General features: G+C 52.6%; 26 protein-coding genes. 15 read left to right on the top strand and 11 right to left on the bottom strand.

From position 1 onward, the window contains the following. The first annotated feature begins 84 nt into the window (after positions 1-84). Positions 85-1,533, top strand: a complete 1,449-nt coding sequence (locus EVJ22_RS11920) for an HD domain-containing phosphohydrolase (protein ID WP_233589703.1) — start codon at positions 85-87, stop codon at positions 1,531-1,533. A gap of 40 nt (positions 1,534-1,573) precedes the next feature. Here the strand turns inward: EVJ22_RS11920 and EVJ22_RS11915 are convergent, their stop codons facing one another. Continuing rightward, positions 1,574-1,876 carry an AzlD domain-containing protein gene (locus tag EVJ22_RS11915; protein WP_071398763.1) on the bottom strand — a complete coding sequence of 101 codons (303 nt, stop codon included), beginning with the start codon at positions 1,874-1,876 and terminating at the stop codon, positions 1,574-1,576. Further along, positions 1,873-2,604, bottom strand: coding sequence for an AzlC family ABC transporter permease (locus tag EVJ22_RS11910; protein ID WP_071398764.1), 732 nt, complete (start codon positions 2,602-2,604; stop codon positions 1,873-1,875). Before EVJ22_RS11910 ends, EVJ22_RS11915 begins: the two co-directional genes overlap by 4 nt. A 114-nt stretch (positions 2,605-2,718) precedes the next feature. On the opposite strand from EVJ22_RS11910, the gene EVJ22_RS11905 reads away from it, so the two are divergent. Beyond that, on the top strand, positions 2,719-3,420 hold the full coding sequence (locus EVJ22_RS11905) for a CBS domain-containing protein (protein ID WP_071398765.1): 702 nt from the start codon (positions 2,719-2,721) through the stop codon (positions 3,418-3,420). On the opposite strand, the gene EVJ22_RS11900 is transcribed toward EVJ22_RS11905, so the two are convergent. Next, positions 3,403-3,738: an antibiotic biosynthesis monooxygenase gene (locus EVJ22_RS11900; RefSeq protein WP_071398766.1), complete on the bottom strand. Its 336-nt coding sequence runs from the start codon at positions 3,736-3,738 to the stop codon at positions 3,403-3,405. The two genes, EVJ22_RS11905 and EVJ22_RS11900, sit on opposite strands and share 18 nt — an antisense overlap. 79 nt (positions 3,739-3,817) lie before the next feature. Then, entirely contained in the window at positions 3,818-4,657 is an 840-nt protein-coding gene (locus tag EVJ22_RS11895) for a M15 family metallopeptidase (protein WP_071398767.1), read from the bottom strand. A gap of 206 nt (positions 4,658-4,863) precedes the next feature. Here EVJ22_RS11895 and EVJ22_RS11890 point away from each other — a divergent pair, with 206 nt between their 5' ends. Together EVJ22_RS11890 and EVJ22_RS11885 are read left to right on the top strand one after the other, a co-directional pair. Then, complete coding sequence (locus tag EVJ22_RS11890; protein ID WP_016507949.1) at positions 4,864-5,082, top strand: hypothetical protein; 219 nt, start codon at positions 4,864-4,866, stop codon at positions 5,080-5,082. Positions 5,083-5,141: 59 nt separating this feature from the next. Further along, positions 5,142-5,609 (top strand): hypothetical protein, encoded by a 468-nt coding sequence (locus EVJ22_RS11885; RefSeq protein ID WP_071398768.1) that lies wholly within the window; start codon positions 5,142-5,144, stop codon positions 5,607-5,609. A gap of 15 nt (positions 5,610-5,624) precedes the next feature. On the opposite strand, the gene EVJ22_RS11880 is transcribed toward EVJ22_RS11885, so the two are convergent. Then, positions 5,625-6,731 (bottom strand): glycerol dehydrogenase, encoded by a 1,107-nt coding sequence (locus EVJ22_RS11880; RefSeq protein ID WP_131443997.1) that lies wholly within the window; start codon positions 6,729-6,731, stop codon positions 5,625-5,627. Between the two features lie 382 nt (positions 6,732-7,113). On the opposite strand from EVJ22_RS11880, the gene EVJ22_RS11875 reads away from it, so the two are divergent. From EVJ22_RS11875 to EVJ22_RS11855, 5 genes are all read left to right on the top strand, one after another. Beyond that, the gene (locus tag EVJ22_RS11875) at positions 7,114-7,773 is read left to right on the top strand and encodes a type 1 glutamine amidotransferase domain-containing protein (RefSeq protein ID WP_071398770.1); all 660 of its coding nucleotides are present in this window, start codon (positions 7,114-7,116) and stop codon (positions 7,771-7,773) included. Between the two features lie 109 nt (positions 7,774-7,882). Beyond that, positions 7,883-8,308, top strand: coding sequence for a DMT family transporter (locus tag EVJ22_RS11870; protein ID WP_016507911.1), 426 nt, complete (start codon positions 7,883-7,885; stop codon positions 8,306-8,308). Positions 8,309-8,319: 11 nt separating this feature from the next. Further along, the gene (locus EVJ22_RS11865; RefSeq protein WP_131443996.1) at positions 8,320-8,991 is read left to right on the top strand and encodes a Crp/Fnr family transcriptional regulator; all 672 of its coding nucleotides are present in this window, start codon (positions 8,320-8,322) and stop codon (positions 8,989-8,991) included. An 11-nt stretch (positions 8,992-9,002) separates the two neighbouring features. After that, on the top strand, positions 9,003-9,479 hold the full coding sequence (locus EVJ22_RS11860) for a DMT family transporter (protein ID WP_071398771.1): 477 nt from the start codon (positions 9,003-9,005) through the stop codon (positions 9,477-9,479). A gap of 126 nt (positions 9,480-9,605) precedes the next feature. Then, positions 9,606-10,895, top strand: a complete 1,290-nt coding sequence (locus tag EVJ22_RS11855) for a hemolysin family protein (RefSeq protein WP_233589702.1) — start codon at positions 9,606-9,608, stop codon at positions 10,893-10,895. Positions 10,896-10,907: 12 nt separating this feature from the next. Here the strand turns inward: EVJ22_RS11855 and EVJ22_RS11850 are convergent, their stop codons facing one another. Together EVJ22_RS11850 and EVJ22_RS11845 are read right to left on the bottom strand one after the other, a co-directional pair. Further along, positions 10,908-12,092, bottom strand: coding sequence for an amidohydrolase (locus EVJ22_RS11850; RefSeq protein WP_131443995.1), 1,185 nt, complete (start codon positions 12,090-12,092; stop codon positions 10,908-10,910). Between the two features lie 14 nt (positions 12,093-12,106). Continuing rightward, positions 12,107-12,535 (bottom strand): NUDIX hydrolase, encoded by a 429-nt coding sequence (locus tag EVJ22_RS11845; protein WP_071398773.1) that lies wholly within the window; start codon positions 12,533-12,535, stop codon positions 12,107-12,109. A 138-nt stretch (positions 12,536-12,673) separates the two neighbouring features. Here EVJ22_RS11845 and EVJ22_RS11840 point away from each other — a divergent pair, with 138 nt between their 5' ends. Continuing rightward, entirely contained in the window at positions 12,674-13,222 is a 549-nt protein-coding gene (locus EVJ22_RS11840; RefSeq protein WP_131443994.1) for a LemA family protein, read from the top strand. 21 nt (positions 13,223-13,243) lie between these two features. Next, the gene (gene htpX / locus EVJ22_RS11835; protein ID WP_070328297.1) at positions 13,244-14,125 is read left to right on the top strand and encodes a zinc metalloprotease HtpX; all 882 of its coding nucleotides are present in this window, start codon (positions 13,244-13,246) and stop codon (positions 14,123-14,125) included. A gap of 35 nt (positions 14,126-14,160) precedes the next feature. On the opposite strand, the gene nagE is transcribed toward htpX, so the two are convergent. The 3 genes from nagE to EVJ22_RS11820 are packed head-to-tail and all read right to left on the bottom strand — an operon-like array spanning position 14,161 to position 16,983. Next, positions 14,161-15,648, bottom strand: coding sequence for an N-acetylglucosamine-specific PTS transporter subunit IIBC (gene nagE / locus EVJ22_RS11830; RefSeq protein WP_071398775.1), 1,488 nt, complete (start codon positions 15,646-15,648; stop codon positions 14,161-14,163). Next, positions 15,645-16,493: a PRD domain-containing protein gene (locus EVJ22_RS11825; protein WP_131441252.1), complete on the bottom strand. Its 849-nt coding sequence runs from the start codon at positions 16,491-16,493 to the stop codon at positions 15,645-15,647. The genes nagE and EVJ22_RS11825 overlap by 4 nt, the downstream gene beginning before the upstream one ends. A 19-nt stretch (positions 16,494-16,512) precedes the next feature. After that, on the bottom strand, positions 16,513-16,983 hold the full coding sequence (locus EVJ22_RS11820) for a PTS sugar transporter subunit IIA (protein ID WP_236633526.1): 471 nt from the start codon (positions 16,981-16,983) through the stop codon (positions 16,513-16,515). Positions 16,984-17,459: 476 nt separating this feature from the next. Here EVJ22_RS11820 and EVJ22_RS11815 point away from each other — a divergent pair, with 476 nt between their 5' ends. Continuing rightward, positions 17,460-19,370 (top strand): endonuclease MutS2, encoded by a 1,911-nt coding sequence (locus tag EVJ22_RS11815; protein WP_131443992.1) that lies wholly within the window; start codon positions 17,460-17,462, stop codon positions 19,368-19,370. A 43-nt stretch (positions 19,371-19,413) separates the two neighbouring features. On the opposite strand, the gene EVJ22_RS11810 is transcribed toward EVJ22_RS11815, so the two are convergent. Then, entirely contained in the window at positions 19,414-19,986 is a 573-nt protein-coding gene (locus tag EVJ22_RS11810; RefSeq protein WP_131443991.1) for a hypothetical protein, read from the bottom strand. A 143-nt stretch (positions 19,987-20,129) separates the two neighbouring features. On the opposite strand from EVJ22_RS11810, the gene EVJ22_RS11805 reads away from it, so the two are divergent. From EVJ22_RS11805 to EVJ22_RS11795, 3 genes are read left to right on the top strand one after another with little or no spacing between them, the layout of a single operon-like run. Then, a complete protein-coding gene (locus EVJ22_RS11805) occupies positions 20,130-20,777 on the top strand; it encodes a response regulator transcription factor (protein ID WP_071398780.1) in 648 nt (215 codons plus the stop codon). Continuing rightward, positions 20,777-22,045 carry a HAMP domain-containing sensor histidine kinase gene (locus tag EVJ22_RS11800; protein WP_131443990.1) on the top strand — a complete coding sequence of 423 codons (1,269 nt, stop codon included), beginning with the start codon at positions 20,777-20,779 and terminating at the stop codon, positions 22,043-22,045. Before EVJ22_RS11805 ends, EVJ22_RS11800 begins: the two co-directional genes overlap by 1 nt. Next, complete coding sequence (locus EVJ22_RS11795) at positions 22,036-22,776, top strand: AAA family ATPase (RefSeq protein ID WP_131444009.1); 741 nt, start codon at positions 22,036-22,038, stop codon at positions 22,774-22,776. The genes EVJ22_RS11800 and EVJ22_RS11795 overlap by 10 nt, the downstream gene beginning before the upstream one ends. The last annotated feature ends 344 nt before the right edge of the window (positions 22,777-23,120 follow it).

Raw genomic sequence — 23,120 nt, 5'->3', positions numbered from 1 at the left:
TTTTTGGTCGATAAACAGAATGAGAGAAGTCGGTGAAGAATAGGAGGGATCAAAGTGTTTGAACGCTTTCAAAATACGTTAATTATGAATTACATCGTCGGTTCAGGGATCGCGGTGTTCGGAGTCGGGGGTCTGTTCATCTTCCAAACGCTCGAACTATCCCGTGCTGAAGTGATGTCTTTGTTTGCGATCATGGCGGTGTCGGGTGTGGTCATGATCAGTTTGGAGCTAGTCATGTATCGGCGTCACATTCGGCCGATTCAGAGCGTCTTTCGAAGTGAGACGCCTAGTTACGAAGCGCTTCAACAGGCGTTCGATCAGACGAGTCACTTTCCGACGTTGACGGTGAAGCGTATACTAGGACCGCATTTATTTGGCCTTTCAGTGCCGGCGATGAGCTTGACCGCGTTGGCGATTCAACAAAACTGGATCAATTTGCCGTACCGTTTGATTGGAATGGCGGCTTTTGGGGCGGTATTGATTGCGATTTTACATTCGCTCATCGAGTTCTTTTTGACGTATCGATCGGTCGAGCCGTTGTTGCTTCATTTACAAGAGCAAAGTGAGCAGCTGTACGATACACCGCTCCAGGCGTCGTACCAGTCAATTAGCGTCCGGACGAAGCTTTTGATCAGTATGCTCGTCATCGGGGTGTTTCCGGTCATGTTGTTCATTCTCGCTTCGGGCGTCCAACTGTCGACTGTCGATCAAGTCGACGCATATTGGCGTTGGGCCGGGTTGATCTTGGTCGTGATCGTCGGTGTCGCGACGTTCAGCAGCCTGCTCCTATACGACAACATTAAGCGTCCGCTCGCCACGTTGACACAAGGGATCGAACAGCTCGATGCCGGTGAGTTGAAACCGATCGACAACCCGTATGCTGATGAATTCTCGCAGCTGGTGAACGGGTTCAATCAGATGGTGAAGAACGTCAATGAACGTGAGGAAGAAAACGAGCAACTCCTGAACAGCTTGTTCGTGTTGTTCGCGGCTACACTCGACGCCCGTGATTCCTACACGGCCGGCCATTCGGAACGGGTTGCCGCCTACTCTGTCGAACTGGCATATGCGTTAGGCTTGCCGCAGGCACAAATCGAATTACTCCGCAAATCGGCGCTGCTTCATGATATCGGAAAGATCGGGATTCGTGACGACGTTTTGTTGAAAGAAGGAAAGCTGACAGACCACGAGTTCGCCCAAATTCAAGAGCATCCGACAATCGGGATTCATATTTTGAATCAGATCACGTTGCCGGTCTCACTCCAGCCACTCATGACGGGCGTACGGTCACACCATGAACGAATCGACGGGAACGGCTATCCAGACGGATTGTCCGGTGAAGCCATCCCGCTGTTCGGCCGTATCATGGCAATCGCTGACGCCTACGACGCGATGACGTCAGACCGTCCGTATCGGCAAGGGATGCCTGTCGAGAAGGCGCTGTCGATTTTAGAGAGCGGGCGCGGTACCCAATGGGACGCGACGTTCGTCGATGTGTTCGTTCGGTTGCGCCGTGAGGCGTTGTCCGCCTAAATGACAAACAGGTCTGTCTCCGCGGAGACAGACCTGTTTGTCAGATGAACGTTTCGACGACGTACACCCCAAGGATGCCGCCGAGCACGACGAGCATCAAATTGACACGCAGTAAGGCGAGCATGGTGGCGAAGACGCCTCCGGCCAAAGCTGACGACAGGCCGCTCGTCGAATAGAGAATGCCTGGAAAAATCAAGCTCGCGAGCACGGCATACGGCGTGAACAATAAGAAACGCTTCAAGAGCGGCGGTAACTTCAAGTCGCGCAGCCAAAGGAGCGGAACGAGCCGCGGGACGTACGTGACGAGCGCCATAGCGAGGACGAGCAGGAACAGACTGATCATGTTACGCCCTCCTGTTCATAAAGCAAGGCGCCGACCCCGGCGGCGACGATTGTCGCGATGATGATACTCAAACCCGATGATAGCGGAATGAATGGGGCGACACCCCAATAGAGCACGGCTTGGGTCACGACGGCAAGCGCCGCGACGACGATGACCGGTTTTCGCGTGAGTGATGGGACGAGCAATCCGATGAACATGGCGTACAAGGCGATGCCCATGCTCGCCTGGACCGACTGGGGGAGACCGAAGGCGAGAAATACGCCGATCCATGTCCCGACGTTCCAAGCGAAAAAGGCGATCAAGTTCAAACCGAGGACAAAGTGGCCACGTGTCGCTTCGTTTCGAGTCGAGGCGACACTGAACGTTTCATCGGTCACTCCGAATGCGATGGCTGCCAGGAAACGGTTCGAGGTTGTCTCGATCCGTTGCGACAGCGAGGCCGACATGAGGAAATGGCGCAAGTTCAAAATGAACGTCGTCAAGACGATCTCCCAATACATCGAGCCGGCCATGATCAATTGAATACCGATAAATTGGCTCGCACCGGCAAAGATGAATAACGACATGGCCAACGTGATGACGTTTGGCATATCGAACGATTTGGCGAGGAGGCCAAACGCGATCGCGATTGGAATATAACCGACCGCAACCGGGATGCCGGCACGCATCCCGGAGCGGAATGCGTCTCGATTGGATAAGGGCGTAGCTTGCTGGATCGGGGTCGCCATCGGCTCTCCTCCTTTCAAAAATAGGTGATGTCCATTCATTCGATACGAAGGAATGGTTTCCTGCTCAAACGATTCAAAAATAGGGTATAGATAGGCGATAAGGGGAGTGAACATATGAGTCGAGCCGAAGAATTTATCGCATCGTACCACCGGATTGAAGATTATTTGAGCCGCGAGATGGGAGACGGACAACATTTCAGCTTCAGCAACATGGTCAACCGTCTCGCCAAGCATAATCCGATCATCGAGCGGTATAAAGAAGATTTGCACCAAATGAGTCAGTTACGCAATGCGATTGTCCACGAACGACGAGAGCCTGATTTCATTATCGCCGAACCGCACGACTCGATCGTCGAGTTGATTCTCGAAGTCGAACGAGAGCTGTTGCATCCGCGTCAAGTCATTCCGCTGTTTCGTAAACTCGTGACGACGTTTAATGCCGATGACGCGTTAGTCAAGGTGCTCGGTGAGATTCGAGATAAAAACTATTCCCAGTTCCCGGTCTATAACACTGACGGCTCGTGGCGCGGGTTATTGACAAAAAAAGGAGTGACCAGCTGGCTCGCCGAGACAATCGACGGCCCGCACGTGTCACTCGAAGGCGTTCAAGTTAAAGACGTACTTCATTACGATCCGCACCTTCGCCGTTACCGTTTCGTTGCGAAGGAGACGTCCGTCATTGAGGCGCATCAACATTTCATCAACATGAAAGACGGTGTGCGCCTCGACGCGCTCTTGATCACCGAGACCGGGGAAGAGCGTGAACCGCTTCTCGGTATCATCCGACCGCAAGATATTTTATACGTGATTGGTTGAGGCCATGTGCTCGATCGCGACCTCGTATTGGGTGACGGTATTTCCAAGGACGACGGGCTTCACTTCAGACGTGCCGTCATCCCGTTTTTTATGGGCGTGTTTATAGGCACCGCTGTCGCGCCAATTTTCAAAGCTCGCAGCGTCGCGCCATGTCGTCATGATCACGACTTGATCTTTCGTTTCGTCAGACGTATCGGTCAACACTTGCATGCGGATAAATCCGTCCATCAACTCGATTCCTTTTGTCGTCTGGAACCGGGCTTTAACCGCATCGACTTTCCCTTTTTCAACATCTAGTTTGTTCATTACAATCCACATCGAGATGTCCTCCTCTGCAAATTCGTACATGTCTAGTATACATGGGGCACCTCGCTTCCCTATGGCTAGATGCTCGGACTTAGCGTTTGCTCCACCACTCCTCGAACGTCCAGTTGTTTTGTTTCATCGTCGTCGCTTCCTTCACACCGACGTAGCGAAGATGCCACGGCTCATAGTTGTAGCCGGTGATCTTTTCTTTGCCTTTTGGATAGCGAACGATGTAGCCGTAGTGGTGCGCGTTTTGAATCATCCATTTCCCTTCAGGTGTCTGATCGAACGAGGCGTATAGTCCCATCCGCATCTGCTCGCTCGTCATATCGACGGCAAGTCCGGTCTGGTGCTCACTATGGCCGGGACGGGCGACATACATCGAGGCATAGGCCGTGCCGCGAGCGTTGACCCAATAATTGTAGAGTGATTTTTGCGTGGCGTAGGACCGGTACGCGCTCAATGCGTAAAGCGTGTGTCCTTGTTTTCGGCCGTCATAGTAGAGACGAGCGAGCGCGTGCGCCGCCTCGGCAGCCATGAGCGTCCGTTCGCTTCCTTTCGCATAGACGGTCGGGATGGTGAGCGTGACGAGTTGACGGGACCGATAGGACGCGGACAAACCGTGTTGCTTGTTGACGAGCCGCAATCGCTCCGTTGACGTGAGTTTCGGGATACCGGCCTTTAGATTGCTCGATGGTGTGAAGTAACGGGTGCTCCCGATGTAGACGTTCGACCAGCTTCGATTGTACGTTGTGTAACGGACGGGTGTGTTGGTGAGGAGTGTCTTGGCGACCGGTGACGATTGCATGGCCCGCCAGTATAGTTTCGTCGTCTTGATCGTGTAGCCGGGCTGAGGTGACGGTGTGGCGGCATAAGTAGACGAGGCGGTGAAGACGAGTACGAGGATGAGCAGCAGGCGGATGAGTTTCATTAGGACGACCCCCTTATGCATGGATAGTTTTCCTTTCCCTTTTTTTGAAATGATGAAAAGACGAGTGATTAGGGAATACTCAAACGACAGTCTCCGTCTCGTGACCCGATAGATGTACTGCCCCAGCCCGATGTGCCGGGGGCTTAAACGAAGTAAACTGGTTGTATAGACAAGCACTGTGCAACAGAAGAGAGGAGTGGACGCATATGGAACTTATTTTTGGCTTACCGTTGTTATTGCTCGTCCTATTCTTTGCCTTTTTGTATTTCAATATCAAAGGGTTATCGAATATGTGGAAAGACTATAACCGGACGAAGTCGATGATCCCGCTCGGTTTTTTCATCATCGCGATCCTCGGAATCTTTACCGGGGTTTGGACGTGGCTCGTCATTTTGATCTACTACGCCGTTCGTCCGAAAGAGTGACTTGACACCGTGTGCGAAAGCGCATGGTGTTTTTGGTATACTGGGGACGAGGTGTTGTCATGGAGAAGTTGATCAAGGCGTGGTTCATCATCACGCTCATCACATTTATGTTATTCAAGCTCGGTGAGACGATGACGGCCGCCTATACGGAGCCAGCGGGCGAAGGAAACCCGTACGTGCTCGTCTTATTGGTCGGCTGGCCGTTCGTCTTGTTGTTTATTTGGATCACGATTCGGCTCGCCAGGAGAACGGTCGCGTCGGTGAATGGTCTCGCGCGGGTCGGTCTTTTCGCCGGGAGCGTATTGATGGCGGGAATCGGTCTATACGTGAACCTCGGGCAGGCAAGTTCGTTGCGGGACGGGATACGAGCTTCTGAAAATGCGGCGTACGCGTCGGGTTGGAACCAGTTCACGAACATTATTTACGCGAATCAACTGACGTTTTTCGTGCTGACGGTCAGCTGTATGGCGCTCGGCATCGTCGTCTCATTCGTAACTTCAACTAAAGACGAGGAACGGCTCAAGTAGCCGTTCCTCGTCTTTTTAGGTTAGTTTGCTTTGGTAGAGGCGGGCGTAACGGTCGGCGGCGATGATGGCGTCGGCCACATCTTCAGGCGACACGTCGAAACCGCTATGAATCGTTTCCCCTTCAGCGGTCGCTGCTTGACCGACTTTCAAGATATCTTCTCGTGACGCGTCTTTCAGTTTCACGTCTTCGAGCGTGACCGGCAAATTGAGCGCCATGTAAAGGGCGACGTACCGTTCGAACTCGGCTTGCGTCCGTCCTTCAAGCGCGAGCTGGACGAGTGTCCCGAACGCGACTTTCTCACCGTGCGTCAAATGATGGATCTCCCCGTCTAAGGCGGTGAAGCCATTATGGATGGCGTGGGCTGCCGCCAATCCACCGCTCTCGAAACCTAGACCGCTCAATAGCGTGTTCGCTTCCACGACATCTTCAAGCGCTGGCGTGACAACTTTTGCTTTTACCGATTCATAAGCCGGAATCCCATAATCGAACAAGACTTCTTCACAGCGTTTGGCGATCGCTTCGGCGGCGATCGTCGGGACGCCGCCTGCCATTGTCTTGCCCCCGAACGAGAGGACGCTCCGGACCTCGACCCACGTCGCGAGCGCGTCGGCGATCCCTGAGGCGAGGAAGCGGGCCGGGGCTTCGGCAATCAGTTTCGTGTCAACGAGGACCAAATCGGGATTCTTCTTATAAAACCGGTAACTCTCAAAATTACCTTCATCCGTATAGATGACCGAGAGGGCACTCGTCGGGGCGTCAGTCGAGGCGATGGTCGGCACGATGACGATGCGGGCATTAAGCGCATCGGCGACGGCTTTGGCCGTGTCGAGCGTTTTCCCGCCGCCCATGCCGATGACGAACGCCGTCTCGTTCGCTTCTGCCGCCTTGGCGATCCGTTCGATCTCGTGACGTGACGCCTCCCCGACAAAGTCGGCTTTCTCGGCGTTCACACCGCTCGACGTCAACGAGGCGGTCACCCGTTCCCCGATCAAGCTCCAGACGATATCGTCAGCGATGAGAAGTGCCTGTGAACCGAAATGCCCGACATACTCTCCGATCCGGTCAATCGTATTCTTGCCTTGCACATACTTTGCGGGACTGATGAAAACGCGTTCTGACATATTCAACATCCTTTCTCAAATGAATGTGGCGATAGGACAACATTGGTCTGTTCCCGATTTAAGGCGTGTTTCAAACGAACAATCATGTGACAGCTCAGCGAAGCGAGGTCACATGTTCGTCCACATTCCACCGAGTACTACAAGGACGACAATCAAAGCGGCGACAGCGAGAAATCCCCATTCAAGTATCGATTTGGTCACGATGGTTCCCTCCTGATGACTGATAATCCGAGTATAACGAGTTCAGGCGCCGCTCCTGTTTCAAAAAAATGACCAGGTCAAAAAAAGAGTGACGTCTCGTCGTGTCGAGCGTTCGATGGTTTGAATCGAACCACAACGGGAACATTTAATTCGTATGCTTATTTCAGAAGGAGGAAATCACATGTCTAAACACGTACTGATCGTCACGACATCTGCCAATAAATTAGAGAACGGCCACGAAACAGGGTTATGGCTCGGGGAGTTCGCTGAACCGTACCTTTTGTTCGAGAAACAAGGCTACAAAGTAACGATTGCTAGTATCGAAGGTGGAGACGTGCCAATCGATGCGAACAGCCTAGAAGACGGATTACCGGAAGAAATCTTAAATACGAAAACCTTGTTGAAAGATACGGTCCGCCTTGATCAAGTAGCGGATGAAACATATGATGCTGTCTTCCTTCCAGGTGGACACGGGACAGTCGTCGACTTCCCAGGAAGCGAGACGTTACAGCGTGTCGTTCGAGACGTATACGAGAGCGGCAATATCGTTGCAGCTGTCTGTCACGGCCCGATCGGCCTTGTCAACGTCAAGTTGAGCAACGGCGAACCACTCGTAAAAGGTAAGCGCGTGACTGGATTCACGGATGCTGAAGAAGTCGAGATGCAACTCGATTCAGCTGTACCGTTCTTGTTAGAGACGGCACTTCGTGAGAAGGGCGGAGATTTTGACAAAGCCGACAATTGGGCTGTCAACGTCGCCGTCGATGATCGCCTTGTCACGGGACAAAACCCGCAGTCTTCTGAGCAAGTCGCGGAAGAAATCGTGAAAATTTTAGGATGATGATGCGAACAACCAAGGGCTTGACCTAGGTTGTTCTTTTTTTGGACATATGTCCTTTTCAAGCATCTTATTCTCGCGTACAGTCAGACGAGGAGAATAGGAGGTAAGTATGGGAATCATTTTTGCAGTACTCTCAGGCACGTTCATCGCGCTACAAGGCATCTTTAACGCCAAGCTCGGTTACGCGGTCGGGGCCTGGTTGTCCGTCACGATCGTCCACTTTGTCGGACTCATCCTCGCTTTGGGCATTTATGCGTTCAAACGTGATGCAGACATGACGGCGTTCCGGCGTGTGCCATGGTATTACAGTTTAGGCGGGTTGTTTGGCGTCTTCGTCGTCTTCGGAGAGCTGACGGCCATCCAGCAACTCGGTGTGACGTGGGCAATCTGCGTGTTGCTCGTCGCCCAATTGATCGGGGCGTTCCTTATCGATTTGAACGGTTGGTTCGGGGTGAAGAAGAAGCCTGTCAATCAAGGTCAAATCATGGGACTCGCCTTGATGGTTGTCGGTATCGGGATTTATACATTCACGTGAGGAGGGGTGACATGGGGGTTGAAGCTGCGTTAACACGCCTTAACTGGCACCATCTTTTTTCGACGGAGACACTCGCGGCGTCGTCGATCGTGACATTTCCAACCGGTGCGATGTTGTGTGCGAACGATCAAACGATTGAGTCGTTGTTCGTCGTTTTAGAGGGACGCGTCAAAATTTATACGTTGAGCGAGGAAGGGAAACTGAGACTCTTGCGGTTGAAGACGGCGCCGTCTTTGATTGGCGATATTGAGTACGCCAGCGGCCGGGACGTCCTGCATACGGTCGAAGCGGTCGGGGCGGTCACGTGTCTGCGCATCCCGTTTGAAGCGCTGCGGGCGCATAACCGGACGATCGAGTTCACGGAACACCTGCTCCGTGGAGTGTCGGAAAAGTTATTTATTGAGGCGAACGCCTCCTCGAATCATCTGATGTCGACGCTTGAAGAGCGGTTAGCAGGCTATCTCTTCTCACTCAGTGCGTCAGGAAATGAGTTGTTCCAACAAGAGATGAGTCAGTTGAAACGGAAAGAAGTCGCCGAATGGCTCGGGACGAGCTATCGCCACTTGAATCGGACGCTGCAGGCGTTCGCGGACGAGGGACTCGTCGAACGGAGTCGGACGAAAGTGAAGATTCTCGACGCGAAACGATTAAACGAACGTGCCAATGGCATGGTGTATGAATAAGGAGGCAGTTCATGTTAGTAGGAATTATTTGTTCAGCGGTGGCCGGCGCGTTCATCAGTGTACAAGCGGCGGTCAATGCCAAAATGAACGTGTATTTAGGAGCTTGGGCAACGACCGTGCTCGTCTTTATCGTCGGGTTCGTCGGCTCGCTTGTCCCGCTCGTACTCTTCGGTGGGAACATCCGCGGCGTGTTCGACATTTCACCGATTTATGCGCTCGGTGGTTTGCTCGGTGTCGGTGTTGTATTTTGTGTGATGCGCAGCATCCAACTGCTCGGCCCGACATTATCCGTCTCGATCATCCTCGTCTCCCAGTTGATTTGGGCACTCGGTGTCGACCTCTTCGGAGCGTTCGGAATGCCGCGGTTATCACTGTCACCAGGCCAAATCATCGGGTTGATGATCTTGCTACTAGGGGTGATTGTATTCAAACAAGCTCAGGCGGCAGCAATCGATCGTCAAGCGACGGAACAGGCTACTTCGCAATGAAGTGGCTTTTTTTGTGAGCAAAACGGGTACAGGTGGATAATGAATCTCTGATATGATGAGATGGAGTCGTACGAAATATACGTAGAGGTGATGAAACAAGTGGATTCTTCCATAGTAATTGATTTAATGATCGTCATATTTTTGATCGTGTTGAACGGGGTGTTCGCGATGACAGAAATCGCGCTCATCTCGTCGAAACCGGCAAAACTTGAAGTTGAGGCGAATCGAGGTAAACGCAGCGCCAAGATTGCGCTCAAACATTCAAAAGACCCGACAGACCTGTTGTCGACCGTCCAAGTCGGGATCACATTGATCGGAATCATCAACGGGGCTTACGGGGGCGCGCGTTTTTCAACACCGCTCGCTGAACTATTTGCACAGCTCGGAATGAGCGCGCAGTACGCACCGACGGTCGGCTATGTGGTCGTCGTCACGATTATCACGTATTTGTCGCTCATCATCGGAGAACTTGTCCCGAAACGGATTGCGCTCGTGTCACCTGAACAGGTGACGATGTCAATCATTCCGGCGCTTGATTTGTTCAGCAAAGTCATGCGACCGTTCATTTGGATCTTATCGAAATCGACACTGTTCTTGTTCAAATTGCTTGGCTTGAAAGCAGAACAGTCGAGTGGGGAGACCGAGCTCGAAATTAAACAGTTGTTGTTCGAAGGGGCGCAGCAAGGGGCGTTCGCCCATGAAGAAGTGCAACAAGTCGAGCGCGTCTTCGCTTTCCACGACCAGTTGATCTATGAACTGATGCAGCCGCGGACGATGCTCGAATGGGTCGACCTCGAGGATGACATGGACGATATTAAAAAATCGATTTATGAGAGTAAACACAACAAACTTCCAGTCGGACGCGATTCGCTCGACGAGTTCGTCGGCTACATCGATGTCCGTGATATTTTAACGCTCGCGACGTTGCGTGAGCCGTCACAAATTTTAAAACGCATCAAGCAGCCGCTCATCGTGCCAAAGCAACGCGAGGCCAGCCAAGTGCTGCAGATGATGCAAAAGAACGGCGTTGAGATCGCGTTCGTGCTCGATGAATACGGTGGCTTCCTCGGTATGGTCACATTGTTCGACATACTAGAAGAGATTGTCGGAGAAGTGATGATTGAAGAAGAGACGCCGGAAGTGGTCCGCCGCGCGGACGGGACGTACTTGGCGGATGGCTTGCTCGGGATTGAAGATTTAAAACGGACGTTCGGGATTCGAGATAACCGTTTCGATGAGGGCCGTAATTTGTACCACACGCTAGCAGGGCTCGTCATTTACTCGCTCGGTGACTTCCCGAAACGCGGAGACATCGTCGAGGCGTACGGGTTACGTTTCGAAGTCGTCGATATGGACGGGAAACGTGTCGACCAAGTTCTCGTGTCGATGTTATCAGAAACGCCAAACGAAGACTGATGCCTTAGGGCGTCAGTCTTCGTTTTTGTGTGTGTTCCATGTTTCGAACGCCGCGCGCATGAGGACGCGGGCGGTGTTTAGCATGGCCCGTTCGTCCACATCAAAGCGAGGATGGTGGTGAGGGAAGACGGCGCCGACTTCAGGATTGCCGGCCCCGGCGAAAAAGAAGCTGCCGGGAACATGTTGCATGTAGTAGGCGAAATCTTCTCCGACCATGAGCGGAGACATCTCGATGACGCCGGCTTCACCGACGACGCGAGCTGCACTTTGGCGAACATGTTCTGTCTCGGCGTAATGATTGATGACGGGAGGATAGCCGCGGATATATTCGAGCTCATACGTCGCCTCGCTCGCGGAACAGACATGGGAGATGGCGCGTTCCATCTCTGAGATGATTCGTTCTTGCGTTTCTAGCGTAAACGTTCGGACCGTCCCGGATAGCTTCGCTTCATCGGCGATGACGTTAAACGCCTGCCCCGCGATGAACGTACCGACGCTTAAGACGGCCGGCTCGAGCGGGTCGATGCGACGGCTGATGACTTGTTGCAACTGACCGACGACGTTCGCCCCGACCATGACGGCATCGACCGTATGTTGCGGAATCGCGCCGTGGCCACCTTTCCCTTTGATCGTCAGCTCGAAGCGGTCGGCTGCGGCCATGATCGGACCTGCTTTTACCCCGATCGTGCCATACGGGAGCGGCGTCCAGATGTGAGCGCCGAAGATGTAGTCGACACCGTCCAAGCAGCCGTCTTCGATCATCGGTTCGGCTCCTCCGGGCGCGAGTTCTTCCGCAAACTGATGGATGAGAACGACGTCTCCCGGCAGGTCGGTCTCACTCAAAGCTTTGGCGAGCACGAGCAGTGTCGCCGTATGGGCGTCATGGCCGCACGCATGCATCGAACCGTTCACTTTGGAGCGGTACGACACGTCTTTCAAGTCTTGGATCGGCAAAGCGTCAAAGTCGGCCCGGAAGGCGATGGTTGGTCCGTTACCGCCTCGAATGCGTCCAACGACACCGTTGCCGCCGACGCCTTCGCGGACTTCGAGGCCGAGCTTGCGCAAATAAGCGGCAATCGTTTTTGGTGTCTCCTGTTCTTCAAACGACAGTTCGGGATATTGGTGAAAATGACGTCGAAGCGTCACCATTTCGTCGTACAGATCCGTCAATCTTGAATCGAGGTCAGTCACAAGCATGATTTGCACTCCTGTCAGTTGATCATTTTTGGTTGAAGCAAGGCCCATACGTCATGTGAATCCAGATCGTCAAGAATTGGACGATGTAATAACTTTTGTGCTTCGTCAGCCGTTACCCATCTGGCGTCACTATGTTCCTCGGAGAGGGTTACGGTTGTCACGATCGGGTGAGCCAAGTACGTCATGATGACGACTTGGCGATTCGGGTCGGTCAAAAACGTCGTAGCGTACAACAATTGTTGGACCGCGACACGCAAACCGGACTCTTCGAATACTTCCCGTTCAAGGGCATGTTCGAGCGTCTCGCCAAAGTCAAGTTTACCGCCGACGAGCTCCCATGTGCCGGGATTGACCTCGTCATCGGCTGCCCGTTTGATGATGAGGAGGTGGTCGTCTTGCACAATTACCGCTTTCACGGCAACAACGATGGTAGGAACGGACATTGTGACACTCCTTTGCATGAATTCGTGAGGGAACCCACAGTAGATATGAACCATTTTCTACATATTCTCTAAGTTATGCTTATGGTATACGACGAAAGGGAATTAATACAGAAGTAAATCATGAAATGAGGTGTTGAAATGGGTTGGATTATCGCAATTGGTATCATCGTCGTCTTGGCGGTCATCTATTTTTCGATGTACAACGGACTTGTCAAATATCGAAACTGGGTCGACGAGTCGTGGGCGCAGATCGACGTTCAGCTGAAACGCCGTTACGACTTGATTCCGAACTTGGTCGAGACGGTGAAAGGGTATGCGAAGCATGAACAAGAGACGCTCACGAAAGTCGTCGAGCTACGAAACCAGCTTGGCTCGAAGACGAGCCGTCAGGAACAGATGGAAGTGAATGATCAACTGAGCGGTGCGCTCAAAAACTTGTTCGCGCTGCGCGAGGCGTATCCAGACTTGAAAGCAAACGAGAACTTTATGATGCTTCAAGAAGAGTTGACGCAGACAGAGAACAAAGTCGCTTACTCGCGACAGCTGTATAACAACACGGTCATGAAATACAATACGAAAATCGAATCGGTCCCGACGAACATCATCGCTTCCGTCCATAAGTTCGAAAAACGCGACATGCTCGAGGCGCGCGAAGAAGAACGCGAGAACGTTCGCGTCTCATTCTAATGGATTGGAGTGGCGACGATGATTCTGTATGAACAAATCCGCAAGAATAAGATTAAAACCGTGTTCATCGTGGCTGGATTCGTCCTCCTCGTCTTAGCCGTCGGGGTTGTCATCTCGTATTTGAACTATGGCGATCCGCTCCCAGGGCTCATCTTCACTCCGGTGTTCTCGTTGTTTTACATCGGGATCGTCATCATGTCGAGCACGAATATCGTCATGAAGATGAATCACGCCCAAGAGATCACATCGGTCGAACAACATCGTTTCTTATGGCACACGGTCGAGAACATGGCGATGGTCGCCCGTGTCCCGATGCCACGGATCTTCATCATCAATGACCCGTCACCGAACGCGTTCGCGACCGGGCTCAAACCCGAGAAGGCGGCTGTCGCCGTGACGACGGGTTTAATGGATCAGTTGACCCGCGAAGAACTCGAAGGTGTCATCGCCCACGAGGTCGCGCATATTAAAAACTATGACGTCCGCCTGGCGACGGTGACGCTCGCCCTCGTCTCCGTCATCGCCATCATGAGTGACATCGGTTCCCGGATGCTGTTTTTCCGAAGTATCGGTGGACGGCGGGACAACAACCAAAATCCGATCTTTATGATTGTCGGGCTCGTCCTGTTGATTTTAGCTCCGATCATCGCGACGCTCGTCAATCTGGCTATCTCGCGAAATCGTGAGTTTTTGGCTGATGCGAGCGGAGCTGAGCTGACGCGGAACCCGGACGCACTCGCTTCGGCGCTCGAGAAGATCGCTAACGTCAAAACGCCAGTGAAAGAGGCGTCACGGGCGTCGGCATCACTTTATTTTTCGGATCCTATGAAGAAAAAGCTGAGCGGACTGTTCTCGACACACCCGAATCCGGAAGAACGCATCAAACGACTACGAGGCATGTAAAAAAAGCCACCTCAGCGTGAGGTGGCTTTCGTTCGTCATCCGGCGCGGTTGCTCCGGAGTTTTTCAATCTCTTCGAGGACGAATTGAACGTTCGTCCCGACGATGACTTGAATATGGTTCGGGCTGACGACTTTAATTCCTGGGATGCCCGCTTTCTTAATTTGCGTTTGATCGACCGTGTCCATGTCTTTGACGTCGACACGGAGACGTGTGACACACGATTCGATACCGGTGACGTTTTGGTCACCACCGAGACCGTCATAAATCATGGCTGCCATCGCAGAGTACTGACCACCTGCTGCAACTGGTGCCGTTTTCGTTTCACCTTCAGGCGCTGTTTCTGTCGCGACTGCATCAACCTCTTCGTCCGACTCGCGACCTGGCGTTGCCAAGTTGAGTTTGACAATCATGAAGCGGAAGATCGTGTAGTAGATGGCACCGAAGACGAGGCCTTGGACGAGCAACATATACGGCTGGTTCGCAAGCGGTAGCCGTGAGCTGAGGACGAAGTCGACGAGACCGGCACTGAAGCCGAACCCGGCCGTCCATTGGAATGTGGCAGCGATAAAGAGTGACACGCCTGTCAACACAGCATGAACAAGGTAAAGAACTGGTGCGAGGAACATGAACGAGAACTCGAGCGGTTCCGTGACACCTGTGAAGAATGAAGCGAACGCTGCGGCGAGAAGGAGCGAGGCCGCTTGTTTTTTACGTTTCGTTTTCGCAGTGTGATACATCGCTAGGGCTGCTGCCGGGAGACCGAACATCATGATCGGGAAGAATCCAGCTTGATAGCGGCCCGTGATCCCTTTCTCACCTTCACCGGACCAGAAGTTACCGATATCGTTGATGCCGGCAACGTCAAACCAAAATACCGAGTTGAGGGCGTGGTGAAGACCTGTCGGGATCAATAGACGGTTGAAGAATCCATAAAGTCCAGCACCGATTGCTCCCATTTTAGAGATTGTTTCACCGAATCCGACGAGTCCTGTGTAGACGACCGGCCAGACGAAGTAAAGTGCGACCGAGACGAGAATCATCGAGAACGCCGTCATGATTGGGACGAGACGCTTGCCGCTAAAGAAGGCGAGGGCGTCAGGTAACTGCACGTGACTAAAGCGGTTATACATGGACGCGGCGACGAGACCTGACAAGATCCCAACGAACGCGTTAGCGATTTTACCGAACGCCGGGTTGACGGCTTCGACGTCTACACCTTGGAATAATGCGACTGTTGCTGCTGATAAAAGTGTCGTGACCGTGAGGAAAGCGACGAGACCACTGAGAGCGGCTGAGCCGTCACGGTTTTTCGCCATACCGAGGGCGACCCCGACAGCGAAGAGAATTGGAATGTTATCGATGATGGCTGCACCGGCTTTGATGAGGAAGGCGGCGGCGATGTTTTCAGAACCCCAGCCTACCGGGTCGATCCAGTAACCGATGCCCATGAGGATGGCCGCTGCAGGAAGTACCGCAACCGGCAACATGAGCGAACGTCCGAGACGTTGTAAAAAGTTCATCATTGTAAATGTCCTCCTTTTTGATGGTGTTGATCTTGCAGGCGTTGAATGTGGAGCGTGATGTAACCAAGCTCTGACTCGGGCAAGACGATGCCGTATAAGTTTTCCATTTCAGTTGCGACGTCAGACGCACACGCGTAAGCGGACGAGAATTTTGTTTGAATCATCTGAAGCATGTCCTCGTCGATCGTGTGATGATCGTAATGGTTGACCCGATCCATGACGAATCGTAAATGGGTTAATAAGCGTTGATAGGATAAGTCATCTTCTTCGATAGATAGGTCGAGTCGTCGTGAAATCGATTGAATCATGTCTCTTACGATCGTCGTCTGTTTGACCGTCTTGCGCAAATCACCTCCTTTCACTTTGAGTGTATGGATATGGAGCGCGATGAAAGCCGCTTCGTCTTTCGGCATCTTCAACCCGATTTTGTCCTCGATCAGTTGCAGCGCCCAGAGCCCGATCTCATATTCGTTGCGATACAAGATTTTGATCTCGTTCAACAGCTTGTTACGAAGCGAGATCCCTTCTTCTTCACGCTCGATGGCAAACGAGATATGATCGGTCAGGACGACGTGGATGTGCTCATTGAACGTCGTCTCGAGCCGCTTCTCCGCATGCGTGATAATTTCTTCGGAAATGGTGAAGTGGTCGACCGGGATGCGGCTTAAGAGCTGTTGAAACTTATCGTTTTCCGACATGACGAATAGTTTTTCGATTTTATGCGGATTGACGATGTCGTTGCGCCCTTTTTTAAAGGCGACGCCTGGTCCGATGGCAATCTTTTCTTCACCTTCGTCTGAGACGATGACCGCGTTGTTGTTTAAGATTTTTTTGATTTTTAACATGTGTCCTCCTATCGAGGAGTCATTGTTCCGCTTGAGCGACGACAGTCTTTCCGGAAAGCGAGGGCCCGCCCGCGTGGAACGAGTAGGGGTGAGGTAAGTCGCTTCCGTTCGTGACGATCATCGGAGTGACCGTGTCCTTCCCGGCTTGATGAATCCGCTTCAAGTCCGCTGTCAACAAAGGATGTCCGACGTCAACATGGTCACCGACAGTGACGTGGACTGTGAACGGGTCTCCTGAAAGTTCGACCGTGTCGAGTCCGACGTGAATCAAAATCTCAGCTCCGTCTTCCGTCCGGATGCCGATGGCGTGCTTCGTCGGTGCGACTTGGACGATCGTTCCATTAGCCGGTGCGACGACTGTTCCGTTTGTCGGCTTAATGGCGATTCCGTCGCCCATCATCTTCTCGCTGAAGACGGGGTCGGCCACTTGCTCAAGTGGAATGATGTCTCCTTCCATGGGTGCATAAAGTGTCAGTGTATGTCTCTTCATCCACTTATTCAATAACATGTTCACTTCATCCTTTCCTTGCGAAAATGATTGTGAAAAAACAAAACAGGCATGGAGTATAGACGGGTGGCGTGAGCCTTTCGTCTTACCCCATGCCTGATCGAATCAGTCACATGTGATCAATATTTGTTTCTTCTGTCTCAACATAGCACGCTATCTAAAAGAAGACAAGACCTAATTTGTAAGCGCTGTCTAAAAAATGTACTTATTCTGAAATTTGTTGTATAGTGAAGACGAATCTTAAGTGAAAGGTGTTGCATGTTGATGAGTGAGGTCGTATCTGCCTAACGAACTGAAAAACGTAGGATGACGCGTGTTTTTGTCATGCCTTCATGTTCTGTTACGGATACCGCCCATCATAAACTGCCAGACACCGGTCTGTCTTTTTGCGTTGGTCGTCATCGACCGACGCTTTTTGTTTGCGCGGTATCTCCACCCTATTTTAAGGAGAGATCACCATGAACGAACAAACGTTAGAAAAACTACAATATACTGAACTCATCCAACGAGTCGAACGCTACTGCATCAGCGGGTTCGGTCGCAAGTTGCTCAGAAATCAACAACCGACGAGCCATCTACAGACGGTGAAGAAACGACTGCAAGAGACGTCGGAGGCACGAGCGATCCTAGACGCCTCGTCGCACGTCCCGTTCATCGGGGTGTCCGACATGGAACCGCTCATCGGGAAAATCAGTCGTGGCATCCAACTCGAGGCGGGTGAACTTGAAGCCGTCGCTGAATTTTTCCGCGGAGCCCGCAAACTGAAACGATTCATGGCCGAGCAGACGTTCTTTGCACCGTTGTTATCTCTGTACGCGGACGAGATGAGTGAAAGGCGCTCGATCGAAGAAGAAATCGTTCGGTCGATCCGGGCCGGACGCGTCGTCGATGAGGCGTCAAAAGAACTGAAACGGACTCGGAAGCAAATCGATATTCTCGAAGGACGGATCGAGGAGCGGTTGACTAAATTTTTGAAGAGCGCGGCCAACCGTGAAGCGATTCAAGACGCGTTTGTGACGAAGAAGCAGGACCGATTCACGATCCCAATCAAGGCGCCGTACAAACATAAAGTCGCCGGGACGATCATCGATACGTCGAACCGGGGGACGACCGTGTTCATCGAGCCGGAAGCGATCAGCAAGCTGAACGCGGAACTCGCCGTCAAACGGACCGAGGAAGCGGTTGAAATCTATCAAGTGCTCGCGACGCTGACCGGTATGGTAGCCGAAGCGTTACCGGCGATTGAGACGACGCTCGACGTCATCGCCCAGTACGACATGGTATTCGCCAAAGGGAAGTATAGCCAGACGATCGAAGGAATTTCGCCACGCGTGAACGGGACCGGGAAAATTCGGTTGCGACAAGTCCGGCACCCGTTGCTTGATGGGGCGGTCCCGCTCGACTTCTCGCTCGGCGAGACGTACCGAGGACTCATCATCACCGGACCGAACGCCGGCGGGAAAACGGTCGTCTTGAAAACGATCGGCTTGCTTACTTTAATGACGATGAGTGGTTTGCACATTCCGGCTCATTCCGACACGGACATCTCGACGTTTGACGACGTGTTCGTCGATATCGGTGACAATCAAGACATGGGTTCGGCACTCAGCACGTTCTCGGCTCACATGAACAACGTGGCGACGATCATGCAGCGGGCCGGCAAACGGTCGTTGCTCTTATTTGACGAAATTGGGAGTGGGACCGAACCGAACGAAGGGGCGGCGCTCGCCATCGCGATTTTAGAAGAGGCGTACAAACGCGGCTGCCTCGTCGTCGCCTCGACCCATTACGGGGAAATCAAAGCGTATTCCGAGACGCATCCGGACTTCATGAACGCGGCGATGCAATTCGACCCGGACACGCTCGAGCCGAAGTATCGGTTGTTGATTGGACAGTCCGGCGACAGCAACGCGCTGTTCATTGCCCGGAAAATGAAGCTACCCGAAGCGATTTTGAAACAGGCGTCACGTTATATGACAGAAAAAGTATATGACCAGACACTCGTCGACACTTCGAAGCTGACACAAGAAGTGGTGAACGCGAAACCGGAACTGATTCAGCAATTTGAAAAAGGAGATCGCGTCCGGTTACTCGAGACGAATCAAGTCGGGCTCGTCTATGCGACGGACGATTCTGGGCGACATGTCACGGTTTACACGGAAGGGACGTTCAGCGACCATCCGTTGCGGCGCGTCCGGCTTGAAGCGCAGGCGGTTGATCTCTATCCGGCGGGTTATGACTTAGAGACGTTGTTCGTAGACTATCGAGAGCGCAAAGAGGCGCATGATTTTGAGCGTGGCTCGAAGAAAGCGTTGCGTCGTGTTGAAAAAGAGATTCGGGCACGGCAACGCGCCGAACGTGGAGAGTGATCTTACACCTAAAAAGGCAACCGAGATTTGGTTGCCTTTTTGCTTACAGTGAATTTGTACTCTGATTTTCTACATTGTCATCTGTTGAAGGTGTATTGTTGTCTTGGTTTGGACCACCGAATTGGCCACCGTGATGCGACCCGTGACCGTGTCGACCTCTGCCTCCCGGTCCTTGCATGTCTAGGTCGTCATAGCTTGTCACGTCGGCGAATCGTTCCTCATGTTCAGCTAAAATCGCGTCGGCTTCCGCTTGCGTCAAATTACCGTTCTCGACCGCTGCATCAAGTTTCACTTCGTGTGAGGCGATGATCGCGTCAATGAATGCGTCGACCGTGATGCCTTTCTCTTCTGCGAGCTCAGGAAGCGACTGTCCTTCTTCGCGTGCCGCTTCGACCTCGGCTTCGGTCAAACCGAGCGCCTCAAGCAACGCCGCTTGTCCGGCTGCCCGGTCTCCGAACATGCCGCGTTCACCACGTTCACCGCGTTCGCATTGCGTCGAAGCTTCCGTCGATTCTGTCGTTTCAGTTGTCGTCGTCTCGTTCGTGGCTGCGTAGGCGCCTGTGCCCGAAACGGCAAGCAGGCCGGCCAAAGCGAGTGCTAATTTTGATGATTTCATGTGTATCTCCTCCTTTTACTACCTCAAGTGTAGATCTTGCCCGCCGGCAAGTTGTGAGGGAGTTGCAAGGTTTTTGCAAATTGTATTTGGGAAACGATGGGATGCTTTCTTGATGCGATATAATGGGAGTGGAGGCGATACAGATGAACGTGCTCGTAGTGGAAGATGAACAGAAGCTAGCGGACGGGATGGCCCGTTTTTTGACGTACTCGGGCTTTACTGTCAGCGTGGCGGGGACACTCGCCGAGGCGAAACGACTGCTTGATCAGCCGTTCGATGCGGTACTGCTCGACGTTCGCCTGCCGGACGGGGAAGGATGGACGCTCATTCCGAGATTACAGACACTTCAGCCGCGGCCGGCCATCGTGTTGACGACGGCACGCGGGGAAGCCGATGACCGGGTGTTCGGTCTTGAGCTCGGTGCTGACGACTATTTAGTCAAACCGATCGTCTTGAAAGAGCTCGAGATTCGATTGAAGCGTCTCGTCAAGCAGACGGACGGCATCGTGTTCGGCGATCTGAAAGTGGATGAAAAATCACGGACGGTGACTGAAGACGGGAAACCGATTCGATTGGCCAATAAGGAGTACGAACTACTGGTCTATTTCATGAAGCATATCGGGGAAGCGCTTGACCGGAATCGATTGCTCGACGACGTGTGGGACTATACGTTCGTCGGTGACACGAGGACGGTCGACACGCACGTTAAACAGCTCCGCGACAAGTCCAAGACGATCAAACGGCAGTTGAAGACGGTGCATCGGGTCGGTTATCGATTGGAGGACATGTGATGAACCGGTTGATGAAAAAGTTGTTGTGGACCGCCATTCTCCCGCTCGTGGTCATGGCCGTGCTCACGTTCGGACTCACGTCGCTCTTGATCGGCCGCTTTGCCGAGACGGAAAGTTACGCCCAGCTCGAGCGTGAAGCGGACATCGTCTATGACGCGTTAGCTGAGGGGCGAGGCATACCGGGACAGCTCAACGTCCTCGTGTTTCAAGACGGCGAACCGATCGATCTTGACCGAGGCGGACGGATGCGGAGACAGATGACACCGACGCTGAACCCGGACGCTTTGACGGAACGCGATCAAGTCAGCGTAAACGGTACGCGTCTCTTGACGTTTTTACGAGAAGAAGGAGATATTCAAATCGTGACGTATACGAATGCGCCGCTAGCGAATCCCCAGTTCCGTCAAATCTATATGATTCTCGGGAGTGGCTTCTTGCTTGCCCTTGTTGCGGCGATTGGCGTGACGTATTGGATGGGTCGGCGCTTAACGTCCCCGCTCGTCCAATTGAAACAAGCGACCGCAGCAATCATGGCAGGAACACACACGATCAGCTTGCCGCCGGTCACAGACGATGAAATCGGTGATTTGACGGGAGCGGTCGATCAGATGAATCGTGCGCTTCAAGAAAAAGAGACGCTGCAAAAGACGTTCATCTCTGGGGTTACACATGACGTGCGGACACCGCTCGCTATCGTTCGCAACGAGGCAGAGATGCTCGAGCTCGGCGTCGTCAAGCCAGAAGACGTCTCATCGACAGGACGGAGCATGACCGAAGAAGTTGACCGGATCGATCGTCTCGTCACGCAGATGCTCGAGTACTCGAAGTTATCGTCACGAAGTCTGCCGCTCCAAATCGAGCCGATCCGATTGGATGGACTCGTTCGTGAGACGGTGGCACGAATGGAAGACTGGTTCTGGCATAAACAAGTCACCGTCCAACTCGAACTCGAAGCAGTCACGCTACAAGCCGACCAAACAACGATGGAACGGGTGTTGTCCAACTTTCTTCATAACGCCTACCAGGTAAGTCCCGACGGTGGCGTCATCAAAATCAGAATTGTCGGAAACCGACTCGAGATCGAGGATCAAGGTCCGGGGCTCGATGATAGGATGCTTGCGAGCGTATGGGATATGTACGTCAAAGGTGACCGGTCGAACGGACACGGTCTTGGACTCGCCATCAACAAGTTGTTGCTCGAAGCGCAGCAACTCAATTACGGGGTCGAATCAAACGAGGGGGCGATTTTTTGGATCGAATGGGATTGAACTTATTTTTACGAGGTGTCCGCTTAGAACGAGATCGGATCGAAACGCCAGGGTATCCGTTTTCGCTCCCGATTTTTAAAGCGTTTGACGAATTGACGTTGACGAAGCCGGTCACGTTTTTAGTCGGGGAAAACGGCAGCGGCAAGTCGACGTTGATCGAAGGGATGGCGATTGCCGCTGGATTCAATCCGGAAGGCGGGGCGACGGCGTTCCGCTTTGAGACCGAGTCGACACATAGCCCGCTGTTCGAGGCGTTGCGCCCGATTCGTAGTGCGTATCGCCCGAAGGACGGTTTTTTCCTCCGGGCCGAGACGGCGTATCAGCTATCAAGTTATGTAGACAAAATAGCGCGATCGAGTCCTGACCCTGAACGGTTTTATGAATCGTATGGTGGTCGTTCGCTCCATGAGCAGTCACACGGGGAAGCGTTCTTGTCGCTCATGCTCCATCGTTTTCGCGGTTCCGGCCTCTACATTTTGGACGAGCCCGAGGCCGCGTTGTCGCCGATGCGTCAATTGACGATGCTTGCAAGGATGCATGAGCTCGTTCAATCAGGAAGCCAATTCATCATCGCGAGCCATTCACCGATTCTCATGTCGTATCCGGACGCGGCGATTTTGGAAGTCGAGGCGGGGCTCGCGCCAACGACGTTCGATGAACTCGAACACGTCCGGGTCATGCGCGACTTTTTAGCGGCACCGGAGCGGATGCAACGGATTTTATTTGACTAACAAAAGGCGGCCGCCTTTTGTTATGACTTCGTGATTTTCCGCAACAAAATGATCGCGACGCTGACACCGGCAGCGATCAGCATGTACGTCCCGATCGATGAGAGCGTGTCTATCCAAAAATCCATTAGGCCTCCACCTCACTTGATTCGGTTAATTGCTTCCATCATTTCACGTTACTGTGCTAAAGTACACGAAATAATGATGTAAAACAAACGTTGAAGTCTATTGGAAAATCTTTCAATAAACTTAAAAGTTTGGTCAGTAATTGGGCGAAAACTGTCCCACGTTTGAATAATCGCTCTATAATAGACGTGTAGAGATGATTATTGACGAAATGAGGGGTA

Source organism: Exiguobacterium sp. SH0S7 (assembly GCF_004337195.1).
In the GTDB taxonomy this organism is placed as follows: Bacteria; Bacillota; Bacilli; order Exiguobacteriales; family Exiguobacteriaceae; genus Exiguobacterium; species Exiguobacterium aurantiacum_A.
Note: the sequence above shows the minus strand (reverse complement) of the source record. Positions and strands in the feature narration are given on the sequence as shown.

What these genes read in the sequence shown, in the direction of transcription:
- EVJ22_RS11920 (WP_233589703.1), top strand. Translation starts at nt 85, where the DNA reads ATGAATTACATCGTCGGTTCAGGGATCGCGGTGTTCGGAGTCGGGGGT.
- EVJ22_RS11915 (WP_071398763.1), bottom strand. Translation starts at nt 1,876, where the DNA reads ATGATCAGTCTGTTCCTGCTCGTCCTCGCTATGGCGCTCGTCACGTAC.
- EVJ22_RS11910 (WP_071398764.1), bottom strand. Translation starts at nt 2,604, where the DNA reads ATGGCGACCCCGATCCAGCAAGCTACGCCCTTATCCAATCGAGACGCA.
- EVJ22_RS11905 (WP_071398765.1), top strand. Translation starts at nt 2,719, where the DNA reads ATGAGTCGAGCCGAAGAATTTATCGCATCGTACCACCGGATTGAAGAT.
- EVJ22_RS11900 (WP_071398766.1), bottom strand. Translation starts at nt 3,738, where the DNA reads ATGTGGATTGTAATGAACAAACTAGATGTTGAAAAAGGGAAAGTCGAT.
- EVJ22_RS11895 (WP_071398767.1), bottom strand. Translation starts at nt 4,657, where the DNA reads ATGAAACTCATCCGCCTGCTGCTCATCCTCGTACTCGTCTTCACCGCC.
- EVJ22_RS11890 (WP_016507949.1), top strand. Translation starts at nt 4,864, where the DNA reads ATGGAACTTATTTTTGGCTTACCGTTGTTATTGCTCGTCCTATTCTTT.
- EVJ22_RS11885 (WP_071398768.1), top strand. Translation starts at nt 5,142, where the DNA reads ATGGAGAAGTTGATCAAGGCGTGGTTCATCATCACGCTCATCACATTT.
- EVJ22_RS11880 (WP_131443997.1), bottom strand. Translation starts at nt 6,731, where the DNA reads ATGTCAGAACGCGTTTTCATCAGTCCCGCAAAGTATGTGCAAGGCAAG.
- EVJ22_RS11875 (WP_071398770.1), top strand. Translation starts at nt 7,114, where the DNA reads ATGTCTAAACACGTACTGATCGTCACGACATCTGCCAATAAATTAGAG.
- EVJ22_RS11870 (WP_016507911.1), top strand. Translation starts at nt 7,883, where the DNA reads ATGGGAATCATTTTTGCAGTACTCTCAGGCACGTTCATCGCGCTACAA.
- EVJ22_RS11865 (WP_131443996.1), top strand. Translation starts at nt 8,320, where the DNA reads ATGGGGGTTGAAGCTGCGTTAACACGCCTTAACTGGCACCATCTTTTT.
- EVJ22_RS11860 (WP_071398771.1), top strand. Translation starts at nt 9,003, where the DNA reads ATGTTAGTAGGAATTATTTGTTCAGCGGTGGCCGGCGCGTTCATCAGT.
- EVJ22_RS11855 (WP_233589702.1), top strand. Translation starts at nt 9,606, where the DNA reads ATGATCGTCATATTTTTGATCGTGTTGAACGGGGTGTTCGCGATGACA.
- EVJ22_RS11850 (WP_131443995.1), bottom strand. Translation starts at nt 12,092, where the DNA reads ATGCTTGTGACTGACCTCGATTCAAGATTGACGGATCTGTACGACGAA.
- EVJ22_RS11845 (WP_071398773.1), bottom strand. Translation starts at nt 12,535, where the DNA reads ATGTCCGTTCCTACCATCGTTGTTGCCGTGAAAGCGGTAATTGTGCAA.
- EVJ22_RS11840 (WP_131443994.1), top strand. Translation starts at nt 12,674, where the DNA reads ATGGGTTGGATTATCGCAATTGGTATCATCGTCGTCTTGGCGGTCATC.
- nagE (WP_071398775.1), bottom strand. Translation starts at nt 15,648, where the DNA reads ATGATGAACTTTTTACAACGTCTCGGACGTTCGCTCATGTTGCCGGTT.
- EVJ22_RS11825 (WP_131441252.1), bottom strand. Translation starts at nt 16,493, where the DNA reads ATGTTAAAAATCAAAAAAATCTTAAACAACAACGCGGTCATCGTCTCA.
- EVJ22_RS11820 (WP_236633526.1), bottom strand. Translation starts at nt 16,983, where the DNA reads ATGAAGAGACATACACTGACACTTTATGCACCCATGGAAGGAGACATC.
- EVJ22_RS11815 (WP_131443992.1), top strand. Translation starts at nt 17,460, where the DNA reads ATGAACGAACAAACGTTAGAAAAACTACAATATACTGAACTCATCCAA.
- EVJ22_RS11810 (WP_131443991.1), bottom strand. Translation starts at nt 19,986, where the DNA reads ATGAAATCATCAAAATTAGCACTCGCTTTGGCCGGCCTGCTTGCCGTT.
- EVJ22_RS11805 (WP_071398780.1), top strand. Translation starts at nt 20,130, where the DNA reads ATGAACGTGCTCGTAGTGGAAGATGAACAGAAGCTAGCGGACGGGATG.
- EVJ22_RS11800 (WP_131443990.1), top strand. Translation starts at nt 20,777, where the DNA reads ATGAACCGGTTGATGAAAAAGTTGTTGTGGACCGCCATTCTCCCGCTC.
- EVJ22_RS11795 (WP_131444009.1), top strand. Translation starts at nt 22,036, where the DNA reads ATGGGATTGAACTTATTTTTACGAGGTGTCCGCTTAGAACGAGATCGG.